Source organism: Mycolicibacterium komossense (assembly GCF_025822605.1).
Lineage (GTDB): Bacteria > Actinomycetota > Actinomycetes > Mycobacteriales > Mycobacteriaceae > Mycobacterium > Mycobacterium komossense.
The window spans coordinates 131,096-143,776 of the sequence record NZ_JACKTY010000031.1; the positions used below are offsets into that span (position 1 = coordinate 131,096).

The following is a 12,681-nucleotide window of genomic DNA, read 5'->3' on the forward strand; positions in this document are numbered from 1 at the left end:
CGCTTACGGTGGAAATCTGCTCTTCAATCGAGGTGAGCCCATGTTTTCCGATTCGCCGAACAACCCCTCCGCCTCGCCGCCGGAATGCTGGACGGCGCGTGAAGCCGAGTTGTTGGCCGTGACGCTGCGGCTCCTACAGACCCACGGTTACGACCGCTTGACCGTCGAAGCCGTGGCGAGCGAAGCCAAGGCGAGTAAGGCCACGATGTACCGGCGCTGGCCGTCGAAAGCCGATCTCGTGCTGGCCGCGTTCATTCACGGCACCAAGGAGTCGGCCGTCGCGCCGCGCACCGGATCCCTGCGCGGCGACCTGCTGGCCATCGGCGCGTCGGTGTGCCAGTCACTGCGCGAGCACACCAGCACCATGCGGGCGGTGCTGAACGAGATGTCCCACAGCTCCGCGCTGAGTGCGGCGATGCAGGACAATTTCGTCCATCACCGCAACGTCCTGATGAATGAGGTCCTCTGCGAAGCGGTCGAGCGCGGCGAGATCGATGCCGGCGTCATCAACCCGGAAATCTGGGACACGTTGCCCGGTTACCTCGTGTTCCGGTCGATGGTTGCCGATCGACCGCCGACCGAGGAGACCGTCAGCATGTTGGTGGACGAGGTTCTGCTGCCGAGCCTGCAGCGCACCCGCAGCTAACCGGGTGGTTGACCGGCCGTCCGCCGGCCCGGTCGCGGCGTAACGTTTCCGGGCGTGGCTGAGACGGGATCGGCGGCTTCATCGGTACTCGAGCGGCTTCCGGTCACCGGATGGCACCGACGGCTGGTGGTTCTGGTCGGCCTCGGCACCTTCTTCGATCTCTACGAGGTGTTCCTCGGCGGCGTACTCGCCCCGGTGCTCGCCAAGGAGTTCGGGCTCGGATCCACTGGCAAGGCGCTGGTTATCGCCGCGGGTTTCGCCGGAATGTTCGTCGGCGCGAATGTTCTCTCGGTGGCAGCGGACCGGCTTGGCCGGCGCCGGGTGTTCATCCTCAATCTGCTTGTCTACTCGTTGTTCTCACTGGCCGCAGCGTTCTCACCGAATATCGAGACCTTCCTGATCCTGCGCTTCCTCGCGGGTATGGGACTGGGCGCCGAGCTGGTTCTCGTCGATGCGTATCTGGCCGAGTTCGCGCCCAGCCGCGTGCGCGGGCGAATGACGGCTTGGGCCTACACGATCGGCTTCCTCGGAGTGCCGTTGGCCGCGCTACTGGGCGGCAGGCTGGTCGCACGCCAGGAGTTGTTCGGCATCGACGGGTGGCGCTGGCTTCTGGTGTTCGGCGGACTCGGCGCAGTGTTGGTGTTGGCGCTGCGCACACAACTGCCGGAGTCACCGCGGTGGCTGGAGAGTCGCGGCCGCGACGCCGAGGCCCGGAACGTCGTCGCCGCGATCGTGCGCAAGGTCGCGCCCCAGACACCGCTGCCGCCGGCCCCTGCCGCCTCCGATATCGCCGCCCTGGGTGACGACGAAGCACCCAGCGTCGGCGAGGTACTGCGAATTGCTTTCCGCGATTACCGTTCCCGCACAGTGATGCTGGTGATCTTTCAGATCCTGCAGACTGTTGCCTATTACGGATTCGCGACACTCGCTCCACTTGTGTTGGTGAGCAAGGGATTCACGGTCACCGATTCGCTGGGCTATGCGGCGCTGAGCTTCGCGGGCTACCCGCTGGGTTCGCTCGTGTCGGTCCCGCTGGTCGAACGGTTCGAGCGCAAGTACCTCATCATCGCCGCGGCTCTGGGTATCGCCGTGTTCGGCATCGTGTTCGCCGCAGCCGGGAGCGTCATGGTGATCGTCGCCGCCGGGTTCCTGCTGACGGCAGTCTCGAATGTGTTCTCCAACGCGTTCCACATCTATCAGGCCGAAATCTTCCCCACCGCGATCCGTACCACTGCAAGCGGTATCGCGTACTCCCTGTCCCGCGCGACGTCCACGGTGTTGCCCTTCGTCGCGGTGCCCGCGCTGGCGACACTCGGCCCGGTGGCGGTGTTCTCCGGGTCGGCGGTGTTGATCGTGCTGCTGTGCCTCGACGTGGCTGTGCTCGGGCCACGCAGTACCGGGCTCGAATTGGAACACGTGCAACAGATCTCGTAAACGTGCGGCACGCCGAGGCGATCGGCCGTTTCGGTCGGCCTGGAAATACACAGTGAGTCCCCACTGTTATCCAAGTTTGACCCAACTGTCACATGGGTAACTGTAGTAACAGCGTGAGGACGCTCACGCCGCATCCTGACCGCGAAGAAAGAGATGAATGGATCACGTGAATGAACACCGTCCTGTATTTCAGCGCCAATGGCGCCGTGTATGAAACCCGGGCCTACACAAAGGTCGATATCGATCAGCTCGTCGCCGACCAGGGCCTGCAGTGCCTGACCAGCCCTGACCGCCAGTTCGACTTCTGGTTCAGCCCGACGACTCGTCCGTGTCAACGCCAGATCAACCGCAGCGCCACTGAAATACTCATGGCCACAACATCTTTCACCGCCAAGACGGTGCCATTGCTCCGCGGTGGCGTCGTCGTCGCCACCCATGATGCCGATGGTGACCTCGACGGTCTCAGCTGGCAACAGCTCGACCTACTGGTGCAGAAGAGTCGCTCACTGACCAAGCGTGACGACCGGATGCTCGACCGGCGGATCGCCAGGGCTGTGCGCCACCGGCGCCGCGTCGTCGAAGCCGCCAAACCTACGCTGGTGCCCCAGCCGCAACCGACTCGCCCGGCGCCGGTCGACGTGCCGCCGACCACGAGGGCCGCGTAACCACCGACGCCCTCTACGCACCCCTGCACCGAGCGCTTCTAGGCTGAGCGGGTGAGTGCACGCGGCTGGGCATTGTTCGCCGCGATGAGCGTCATCTGGGGTATCCCCTACCTGCTGATCAAGATCGCCGTTGCCGGCGTTTCCGTCCCGGTACTCGTGCTGACCAGGACGGCCGTCGGGGCCCTGGTGCTGCTGCCGCTGGCGTTGTCGCGGGCGGCGTGGCGACCGGTGCTGGCCCACTGGAAGCCGGTGCTGGCATTCGCGTTCTTCGAGATCGTCGCGGCCTGGTTCCTGCTGACCGACGCCGAGCGGCACATCACCAGCTCGTTGACCGGCCTCCTGATCGCCGCCGCCCCCATCATCGCGACGGTGCTCGACCGGTTCACCGGAGGTGAGCGCCGCCTCGGCCGGGGCCGAATCCTCGGTTTGGGCATCGGCTTTGGCGGGGTGGCGGTGCTGGCCGGCCCCAGCCTGGCGGGTAGCACCGGCCCGGTGCTCGAAGTACTGCTCGTCGCCGTGTGTTACGCGATCGCCCCACTGGTGGCCGCCCGTTGCCTCAGTGACGTGCCTGCCCTGCCGATGACCGCGGCATGCCTCGGTGTGGCCGCGCTGATCTACTCGCTGCCCGCCGCGGCGACCTGGCCGCAGCAGGTGCCCTCCACCACGGTGCTGGTGGCACTGGCCGCGTTGGCCGTCATCTGCACCGCACTGGCGTTCGTCGTCTTCTTCGCGCTCATCCGGGAGGTCGGTGCCGCCCGCGCCCTGATGTTCACCTATGTCAACCCGGTGGTGGCCCTGACGGCAGGGGTCATCGTCCTCGGCGAGCCACTGACGGTCTGGAACATCGCCGGTCTGGCGCTGATCCTCGTGGGGCTGTTCCTGGCCACCCGCAAACCGGCCGGGCAGACCGCCTAGTTCCAGGCACGGCGGGAACGCGCCGCCCAGTACTCGTCGGGCTCCTCGGCACGACCGGTGAGATCGGCCAGCTGGGCGGGCGTCAGCTCCAGCGCAACGCCTGCGACGTGCGATCGGACCTGGTCAGCGGTGGCTGCACCCGACAAGACCCTGGTCGCCCACGGCTGGTGCGCCGCGGCGGCGATCGCCAGCTGGTCGACGCCGACGCCCAGATCGGCTGCGGTGCGCACCGCGTTGTGCAGACCCGGGGCGGGATCCTGCGCTGCGGGTGCGAGCCGACCGTTGGCGAAGCACTCCTTCAGGATCACCGTCACCCCGGCCGCGTGGGCCTCCGCCAGCGCCGGCGCCGCCGAGGTCTCCAGCAGGTTCCACGTCGACTGCACCGAGTCGAACAACGGCGCCCCGTCGACCCGCAGGGTCAGGGCGGCGCGGATTGTCGCCGCCTGCCGCGGGCCGGAGGTGGAGAAACCCACGGCGAGGCCGCTACTCCGCAGATCCGCCAGTGCCCGCTGCAGTCGCTCGTCGCGCAGCAATGGGCTGTCCTCCGTCACGGAGTGCACCTGGTAGAGGCTGAGCCGACCGCCCAGTAGCGTCTGGCTCTCGTGCCACTGCTGCTCGAATGCCTCGAGCGTGTGCTCCTTGACCTCGTGCACATCGACGTCGAGCCGCCAGTCGCCGACGTACCGGTAACCCCATTTCGACGCCACCACAACATCCGTCGCCTCGGGCCGCACCCGCAACCAGTCGGCGAGAAACTCCTCGGCCAGACCATATGACCTCGCCGTGTCGATGTATCGAATTCCGTTGTCGTAGGCGGTATTGAGGATATCGAGGGTGCGGGCGCGCATCTCCGATACCGAGCGGGCACCGCCGAGGTCCGCGTCCCGGCCGCCGGTCAGGTACGCCGGGCGGCCCACCGCGGCGAGACCGAGACCGAGTTTGTCCGCTGGGCTCAGCGACATATCGCCTCCTTCGCCGGTTGTCTCCGACACTGTAAGCGCGGTCGTGGGCTGCCCTCGTCCGGAGCCGTCAACAGTTGTCCGGTGCGGGTGCCCCGGCGAACCGGTCCGCGACCCACTTCGAGAGCACGGCGCCGGGATCGAGCTCGTGCCCCTGCCCGTCGACCCGCTGCCGCTGCACCGTGTCGCCCAGCGCGCAGCCCTTGCGGATCGCCACCTCGGTCCATTCCGGTGCCACGGTCTGGTCGGCACCTCCATAGACCGCCAGCACCGGAACACCGGTGGGCTGCTGCGGTAACGCGTAGTCAGCCAGTCTGTGCGCGAGCCGCTCGGCGGCCTCCGGGGACGACGGCTTGGCGTCCGCGCCCGTCAGCGTCGCCTGGAGTTGGGCCTTGCGGTCCTGCGCCTGCGGCGCGCAGGAGATGAGGACTTCCCGTTGATCCAGCAGCGACCCGTGCAGGTAGTCCCCGAATTTCAGGGACGGGTCGACCGCCGCCAGCCCGGTGATCACGTACGGGTACACCGAGAGGTCATCGCGCGACAGGGTGCCGTCCTGGGCCTGTCGCACCACATCACTGACGTCCAAGGCGGGCACGATCGCCGCGGCGCCGAGCAAGTCCAGCCCCTGTCCGTAGGCTGCGTTGTATTCTGCTGTCGCCCAGGCAGTCTGACCGCCTTGGGAGCCGCCAACCGCCACCCAGCGGTCAGACAGTTGCGGCACCACCGAGCGGGCCGCCCGCACTGCGTCGATCAGGTTGAACGCGGCGGACTTCGGTTCCAGATAGGCGTGCGGGGTGTCGGCGATGGTCATCGGTCCACCGCGCAGCCCGGCATAGTCGGTGAAGGCCACCGCGTAGCCCTGCGACAGTTGACCGGCCACTGCTTCGATATCACCGAATAGGCGGGCATCCCCGGTCGGTCCGCAGTCACTCGTCACGCCGACGGTCCCGTGCGCCCAGCCGATCACCGGCCAGCCGCCGGCAGGTGGTGCGCCCGGCGGCAGAAACACCGCACCCGACACCTGTGTCCCGGCCCCGGTGATACCCGACACCGACCGGTAGACCATGGCTCTAGCCGAGGATCCGGCAGGAAGCGCCGTCATATCGAACGACGGGTGATCCGAGCTGCTCACCACCGTTCCCCGCGCCGCCCAGTCCGCCGAGGAGATAGTCGGCATCTGCCTCGTGTACGCGAACGCTGTTCCTGCCGAAACACTTTGATTCGACTGGCAGGACACCAGCAGTATGGAGAACAGCAGGACCGTGAGCGAGCGGATTCTGCGTTTCCTCGGGTCGCCGGCCACGATCTGCAAGGTACCCGGATGTTGCTGATGTTTCACATTGCCGCGCGATGGGCAGAATAGAACGGGTGAAACCCCACGCCGTCATCTCCGGCGCCGGCATCGCCGGACCCGCTGTAGCCCATCAGCTCGCCGCCAGAGGGTGGCAGACCACCGTCCTCGAACGATTTCCCCAGCGCCGCGACGAAGGTCAGAACATCGACGTGCGGGGCGCGGCGCGCGAAGTCGTCCGGCGGATGGGGATCGAAGATGACCTCCGCGCGGCGAACACCGGCGAAGTGGGGATGCGTTTCCTGCGCGAGGACGGATCGCCCGCCGCGTCGTTTCCCATCAACGCTCCTGGTGAAAGAGACGGTCCGACAGCCGAATTCGAGGTGCTTCGCGGTGAGTTGTCCCGCATTCTGATCGAGCACTCGCACGAGCACACCGACTATCGATTCAATACCCAGATCGCCGACCTCACCGACCACGACGACCACGTCACCGTCGCCCTGGACGACGGGACCACCATCGACGCCGACCTCGTGGTCATCGCCGAGGGATTGCGGTCCCGATCGCGCCGGTTCGTCACGTCCACCCAGGTCAACGACTTCGGCATGTACATCGCCTACGTCACCCTGCCCCGGCGTGAGAGCGACGACCAGTGGTGGAACTGGCAGCACGTCTCCGGCTCCCGGAGCGTGCACCTGCGGCCGGATAATCTCGGCACCACCCGCGCGATGTTGACGTTCATCACCGATGTGCGCGGGCTGGAGGATCTCCAGACCGCCGATCAGCTCGCGATCACGCGGCGGACCTTCGCCGACGCCGGTGGTATCGCCCCGCGGATACTCGACGACCTCACCGAGGACGCTCCGCTGTACTTCTCCGCCGTCGGCCAGGTCAACGCTGCGCGGTGGCGAAAGGGACGGGTGCTGTTGCTCGGCGACGCTGCCTTCTGTTCGGCCACCTTCGGCGGCACCGGCACCAGCCTCGCTCTGATCAGCGCCTACCTGCTCGCCGGGGAGCTGTCCCGCACCGGCGATGACCACCTCGCCGGGCTCGCCCAGTACGAGCAGCGCATCAGGTCTGTCGTCGGCAAGATACCGCCGGTACGCATGAGTGTCTTACGCCGCGCCAATCCACGCACCCCCGCCGGCATCCGGGCACTCCACGCCGGTGCGCAGGCGATCGCGAGTCCCGCGGGCCGTGCCCTGACGAAGGTGTTCGGCGATCGATTCGCCGACACCGGGCTCGACAGCATTGCGCTGCCCGACTACCCGCACTCGACCACGGAGCCCGCGCCCGCGTGAGCTGACCGCGCCGGGAATAGCCGCGTCGCCGCCGGTGTTATGTGCGCGTGACCGAACTGAGCCCGACTGACTGGGTACGCGAGCAGACCGAACGCATTTTGGAGCAAGGGACCACCGACGGGGTCGAGGTGCTGGACCGGCCGATCGTCCTGTTCACCACCACCGGCGTGAAGTCGGGTAAGAAGCGCTACGTGCCGCTGATGCGCGTGGAGTCCGACGGTAAGTACGCCATGGTCGCCTCCAAGGGCGGCGACCCCAAGCACCCGTCCTGGTATTTCAACGTCAAGGCCAACCCCGCCGTGACGGTGCAGGACGGCGACAAGACGTTCGAAGGAACCGCACGTGAGCTCTCCGGCGACGAGCGCGCGGACTGGTGGAAACTGGCCGTCGAGGCCTACCCGCCGTACGCCGAGTACCAGACGAAGACCGACCGGTTGATCCCCGTCTTCGTCGTGGAGTAATCAGTCGTGGAGTAATCGTTCGACGTAGGCAGCGGATTGTCCGTGCCTATGCCTTATCGTGACCTTATATTTCCCTTACTTTTCTTAATTTCCGTGTACGGTTGCGTCTACTGCTCACCGATCTTCAGTGGCGGAAAGGACGCACATGCATCAGCAACCGGCCCGGATCGTCTTGGTAACGGGAGCGTCGCGGGGCATCGGCGCGGACGTCGCGCAGCAGCTCGCCAGTCCCGATACCCACGTCGTCGTCAACTATCGCGAGGACGCCGTCGGCGCCGGCGAGATCGTCGGCGCCATCCGCCGGGCAGGTGGACAGGCGTCGACCCTGGCCGCCGACATCTGCGACGAATCCGACGCGGCGGCGATGATCGACGCCATCGCAGTCCGCTTCGGCCGGCTGGACGCGTTGATCTTGAATGCGTCGGGTGGCCTTGGCGCAGGTGTCGACCCTGGCTACGCCATGCGTATCAACCGCGATGCGCAGCGTCACCTGGCCCGGCTGGCCGTACCGCTGATGCCTGCCGACGGACGCATCGTCTTCGTTACCAGCCATCAGGCGCACTTTTTCCCGAATAAGGCTGTGCCCAAGGGCTATTCGGCGGTTGCCGCGAGCAAGCGTGCCGGTGAGACCGCGCTCTACGCCATGCGCTCGGTGTTCAACCGGGCTGGCGTACATCTGACCGTGGTCTCCGGCGACCTGACCGACGGGACCATCGTGGCGGGCACCGACTTCGCCGACGCGATCGCCGACGCAGCCAACACCCCGAACGCCCGGAGCATCGTCTACGTCGGCGGCGCGAATCACCTGGCGGCCGCCTGACCCAGGTGCTCTGCGAGGAATCGATCGATAGCGCGCCACAGGTCCACGACGTTCTCCGGGTTCACGAAACCGTGCCCCTCGTCGCCTTTGACCATGTACTCGACGTCGACTCCGCGGGCCCGTAGTGCCTCGACCAAATTGTCTGACTCCGCCTGCACCACGCGAACGTCGTTGGCGCCCTGGATGACCAGCAGTGGAGTGCGGATCTGATCGACCCGAGTGATCGGTGAGCGCGCCAGCATATCGGCCAGCTGATCTGGGTCGTCGGGATCGCCGACGAAGAGGTGCCAGTTGTTGGCGAGATGCGGGCGCGCGACCTCGGGAAGGGTGCGCATGAAGTTCGCCAGGCTGGAGATGCCGACATAGTCGACGGCGGCGGCGAAGACGTCAGGGGTAAACGTGACGCCGACCAGCGCGGCATACCCGCCGTAGGAACCGCCCAGGATGGCGACCCGATCGCGATCCGCATACCCCTGGTCGACGGCCCAGTTGACCGCGTCGATCAGGTCGTCGTGCATTTTGCCGGCGAACTCACCGATCGCGGCCTTGACGAATCCCTGTCCGTAGCCGGTGGATCCGCGGAAGTTGACCTGTAGGACAGCGTAGCCACGGTTGGCCAGGAGCTGGGTGCCGGACTGGAATCCCCAGCTGTCCCGCGCCCATGGCCCACCGTGGACCACCAGCACCAGCGGCAGCCCGCGCGGTTCGGTCCCCAGCGGCAGCGTCAGGTACGAGTGCAGGTCCAGGCCGTCGCGGGACCGGATGGTGACCGGCGTCATCGGGACCAGCGATGCGGGATCCAGGTGCGGCAGTGGGCGGAACAGCTCCCGGCTTTCACCGGTCGCGTGGTCGTAGAGGTAGGTCACTCCGGGATTCGTATCGTCGTCGAAGCTGACCACCCAGCGTCGACCGCTGTCGTCCGACGAGATCGCGGTCAGGTCGCCCCCGGACAGTTTCTCCACGCTCGCCAGCACTGTGGCGAACTGGTCGTCCACCGTCTGAATCACTTGGCGCTCACCGAGATAACGCACCGCCAACAGCTCACCGGTGCGCCTGCTGACGATGAGCGGCGACGGCAGCGTGGGAAACACTCCGGCCCTGGGGTCGATGCTGAGGGTCGGGTGGCTGTCGACCTCGGTTTCTTCGCCGGTGGCGACGTCCAACCGCACCAGGGTGGTGTGCTCTGGGTTGCGGTTCGAGCCGAGCAGCAGCCCCTTACCGTCCGCGGTGACCGCCATCGGCCAGATGCCCAACGTGTAGTCGGCACCGTCGTACACCTTGATCGTGCGCAGCGCGCGGTCGCCGGCATCCCAGGACGACAGCTCGACGTCACCGTCGGCCGTGAGCGAGAACGCGAACAGCTCACCGCTGCGACTGGGCAACCACCCGGCGACCTTCCCGGGGTTCTCGGCAAGCAGTGTCAGTTCGCCGGTGGCGATATCGAGTTCGTAGGCGTCGGCGAGTTCGGGAGTCCGGTTGTTGATGCCCACCATCGCCTTACCGGGACGGTCTGCCAGCAGCTCGTAGTACGCCCTGGCGCCAGGAAATGGCGTGAGGTCGACTACGGGTGCCGACGGCTCGTCCAGATCGACCCGATAGATGTGCCAGTTCTCGTCACCGCCGGAGTCCTGGGCATAGAGCAGCCAGCGTGGATCGTCAGTCCACCGGTAGTCGGTCACGCTGCGGGTCTCGTCCGCGGTGACCCGGCGTGGTTCGTCGCCCCCGTCGACACCGTGCACCCAGACGTTGAGCCGGTTCTTCCACGGCGCGAGGTAGGCGATCCTGCTGCCGTCAGGCGAGATCGTGGCGGCAGCGCGGATCGGCGGTCTGAAGAAGTCCTCTACGGAGATGTGTGTTGCCATGCCTACAGCAGACACTCGGACGCAACGGCACAGTCAAGTCACAGGCCTCGTCCAGAATGGAGTCGTGGGATGGAGCACCCGGGAAATCGCCGCACTCGCAGGCACCAGCTTGCGCGCAGTGCGGCACTACCACCACGTCGGTCTGCTGGCTGAGCCAGAACGCCGCAGCAACGGCTACAAGCAGTACGGCGTGGCGCACCTGGTCCGGCTGGTGCGGATCAAACGCCTGACGGAACTGGGCTTTTCACTTCCTCAGATCGCGGCGATGGGCGATGGCGACGACCATCCTGAGCAGGCGCTGCGAGAACTCGATACCGAGCTCGCCACGACCATCGACCGGCTGCAGCGGGCCCGCGACGAGCTCGCCCTGATCCTGGAGCATTCGGCGCCCACCGATTTGCCCACCGCGTTCGTGCCGCAGGCGGTCGTGTCCAAACTGTCGGAGGCGGACCGCTCGCTGGTCGTTGTCCTGACCCGCGTGCTGGGGCCGCGCGGCAAACAGGTGTACGCCGACCTGCTGGAGAACTCACCCGACGACCCGGTGGCGGCTGCCTTCGACGCGCTGGCGCCCGATGCAGACGAGTCGACGCGCCAGGACATCGCCGAACACCTGGTGCCATATATCCACGCGCTCCGCGCCGCGAACCCCGGCCTGACCGACGCCGAAACGGACGCCCCGAACGGAGCGCTCTTCGTGCAGAAGACGGTCGGCGTTGCGGTGGCCGAGTTGTACAACGAGGCCCAACTCGACGTGCTGCGCCGAGCGGGGCGGATGCTGAGCGAGTCAGGTTGACCAACGCGGAGACCAGCGCACAGAAGTGGGTGTGCGAGTGCCCGGTTCAGAGCGAATTGCCCACGCGGCAGCGAATTGTCATGCCCACCGGCGAAGGTGCACTGCTCGTAGGACTGCGACAGCGGCGGCGGCGGCCGCGAGGACAAGCATGGGTGCGGTGTTCCCCACCACCGGTTCGATGGTCACCAGCAGGACGGGCAGCCCGAAGCCGAGGTAGGTGACGGCCCAGAAGATACCGGTCAACGTGCCACGTCGGTCCGGTGGCGACAGCGTCTCCACGTCGAAGAGCCCTTGACGTAGGCACAAGCCGTAAGCAATGCCGAGAATCAGCGCGACGGTCAGGAACACCGCCAACGACGGCCTGTCACCCGAGGCCGCGACCACACCGAATCCGGTCGCGGCGGCGAGCGCGCCTGCACTCCCCGCCCATGCGCCCCACTCCCACCGCCTGGCAGCCATCTGCACGAGGACTCCCGACGTCAGCGTGACGGCGGCGGCCACGCCCGGGAGTAACGGTCCACTGAAGCGGTACTGCATGCGCTCGACCATCGTCACCGTCGCGGCCGTTGCGCAGGCGAACACCCACATCGCCAACGGCAGCGCCGCAGTCAGTGCCGCGACCACACCTCGGCCGTCCCGGCTATCGGAGGAGTCGTCGGCCGGCGCCGGGAGTGGGCGGGCGACCGGAGTCCGCGTCAGGAGAACACCGAATATCACCGCCAAGGCCGACACCGTGGCGGTGACAATGAACGGTACGTGGATCGGGGCGGCGGTGAACTGCGCCAGCAGTGCGGAAATGACTGGGCCACAGCCGAATCCAGCGCTCAATGACACGCCCGCCAGCACTGAGCCCGATCCACCGCCGATATCGGCGCTCCACGCGGTTCCCGCGCTCATCGCGACGCCGACGCCGGCTCCCACGATGAGGCGACCGACGAAGATGCCGGTCTCGTCGTGCCAGCACAGCAGCACCAGATTGCCCAGGCCCGCGACGGCGGCGCCGCCGAGCAGCAGTGGCCGTCGACCCCAGCGGTCCGACAGCGTTCCACCACCGAGTAACCCCGGCAGCAGCCCAACCGCATAGATGCCGAAGGCACCGTCCAGCGCTGCTCTGCCAAGGCCTTCGGTCTGCGCCAACACCGGCAGCATCGCAGTGAAGTGGTTGGCTGCCCAGCCGGTGGCGAACAACAAAGCCAATACCGCAGGCAGGACACCGCGACCCGCTGCCGGCCACCCACCGTGTGCACGCCCAAGACTCTCCTGTCTCACGTTCCGACTCTATCGGTGCGCCCATAACCGAGACTGACATCGCCCGATGTCATAGGCTGTCGCCACCGCGAATGCCAAAGGGGACAACGACGATGGTGCAAGCTCAGCGACTTGTCCGGGTGGCTGCGGTCGCGGTCGGGGTCGGGATCGCGGCGGCGGCAGGGCACGGCGTGGCGTGGGCGGAGACCGGCCCATCCAACACGTCGGGCACGTCGGGCATTTCCTCGGGCACGTCGGGACACCCGAGTGGAAGTGCCGGCACTCA

12 protein-coding genes are annotated in these 12,681 nt (G+C 66.9%); 8 read left to right on the top strand and 4 right to left on the bottom strand.

Going from position 1 to position 12,681, the window contains the following annotated elements:
- Nucleotides 1-40 precede the first annotated feature (40 nt).
- From H7J73_RS18480 to H7J73_RS18495, 4 genes are all read left to right on the top strand, one after another.
- Entirely contained in the window at nucleotides 41-646 is a 606-nt protein-coding gene (locus tag H7J73_RS18480) for a TetR/AcrR family transcriptional regulator (RefSeq protein ID WP_264069010.1), read from the top strand.
- A gap of 54 nt (nucleotides 647-700) precedes the next feature.
- Nucleotides 701-2,080 carry an MFS transporter gene (locus H7J73_RS18485; RefSeq protein WP_264069011.1) on the top strand — a complete coding sequence of 460 codons (1,380 nt, stop codon included), beginning with the start codon at nucleotides 701-703 and terminating at the stop codon, nucleotides 2,078-2,080.
- A gap of 170 nt (nucleotides 2,081-2,250) precedes the next feature.
- Entirely contained in the window at nucleotides 2,251-2,745 is a 495-nt protein-coding gene (locus H7J73_RS18490) for a hypothetical protein (protein ID WP_264069012.1), read from the top strand.
- Nucleotides 2,746-2,796: 51 nt separating this feature from the next.
- Nucleotides 2,797-3,660, top strand: a complete 864-nt coding sequence (locus H7J73_RS18495; protein ID WP_264069013.1) for a DMT family transporter — start codon at nucleotides 2,797-2,799, stop codon at nucleotides 3,658-3,660.
- On the opposite strand, the gene H7J73_RS18500 is transcribed toward H7J73_RS18495, so the two are convergent.
- Entirely contained in the window at nucleotides 3,657-4,622 is a 966-nt protein-coding gene (locus H7J73_RS18500) for an aldo/keto reductase (protein ID WP_264069014.1), read from the bottom strand. The two genes, H7J73_RS18495 and H7J73_RS18500, sit on opposite strands and share 4 nt — an antisense overlap.
- Nucleotides 4,623-4,689: 67 nt before the next feature.
- Complete coding sequence (locus H7J73_RS18505) at nucleotides 4,690-5,796, bottom strand: lipase family protein (RefSeq protein WP_264069015.1); 1,107 nt, start codon at nucleotides 5,794-5,796, stop codon at nucleotides 4,690-4,692.
- A 191-nt stretch (nucleotides 5,797-5,987) separates the two neighbouring features.
- Between H7J73_RS18505 and H7J73_RS18510 the strand changes: the two genes are divergently transcribed.
- The 3 genes from H7J73_RS18510 to H7J73_RS18520 all read left to right on the top strand — a co-directional run bounded on the left by H7J73_RS18510 (nucleotide 5,988) and on the right by H7J73_RS18520 (nucleotide 8,492).
- The gene (locus H7J73_RS18510) at nucleotides 5,988-7,211 is read left to right on the top strand and encodes an FAD-dependent monooxygenase (RefSeq protein ID WP_264069016.1); all 1,224 of its coding nucleotides are present in this window, start codon (nucleotides 5,988-5,990) and stop codon (nucleotides 7,209-7,211) included.
- A 41-nt stretch (nucleotides 7,212-7,252) separates the two neighbouring features.
- A complete protein-coding gene (locus H7J73_RS18515) occupies nucleotides 7,253-7,672 on the top strand; it encodes a nitroreductase family deazaflavin-dependent oxidoreductase (protein ID WP_264069017.1) in 420 nt (139 codons plus the stop codon).
- Between the two features lie 145 nt (nucleotides 7,673-7,817).
- On the top strand, nucleotides 7,818-8,492 hold the full coding sequence (locus H7J73_RS18520; RefSeq protein WP_264069018.1) for an SDR family oxidoreductase: 675 nt from the start codon (nucleotides 7,818-7,820) through the stop codon (nucleotides 8,490-8,492).
- Here H7J73_RS18520 and H7J73_RS18525 read toward each other — a convergent pair.
- Nucleotides 8,474-10,354, bottom strand: coding sequence for a S9 family peptidase (locus H7J73_RS18525; protein WP_264069019.1), 1,881 nt, complete (start codon nucleotides 10,352-10,354; stop codon nucleotides 8,474-8,476). The two genes, H7J73_RS18520 and H7J73_RS18525, sit on opposite strands and share 19 nt — an antisense overlap.
- Before the next feature lie 64 nt (nucleotides 10,355-10,418).
- On the opposite strand from H7J73_RS18525, the gene H7J73_RS18530 reads away from it, so the two are divergent.
- The gene (locus tag H7J73_RS18530; protein ID WP_264069020.1) at nucleotides 10,419-11,147 is read left to right on the top strand and encodes a helix-turn-helix domain-containing protein; all 729 of its coding nucleotides are present in this window, start codon (nucleotides 10,419-10,421) and stop codon (nucleotides 11,145-11,147) included.
- A 78-nt stretch (nucleotides 11,148-11,225) separates the two neighbouring features.
- On the opposite strand, the gene H7J73_RS18535 is transcribed toward H7J73_RS18530, so the two are convergent.
- A complete protein-coding gene (locus H7J73_RS18535; RefSeq protein WP_264069021.1) occupies nucleotides 11,226-12,416 on the bottom strand; it encodes an MFS transporter in 1,191 nt (396 codons plus the stop codon).
- Between the last annotated feature and the right edge of the window lie 265 nt (nucleotides 12,417-12,681).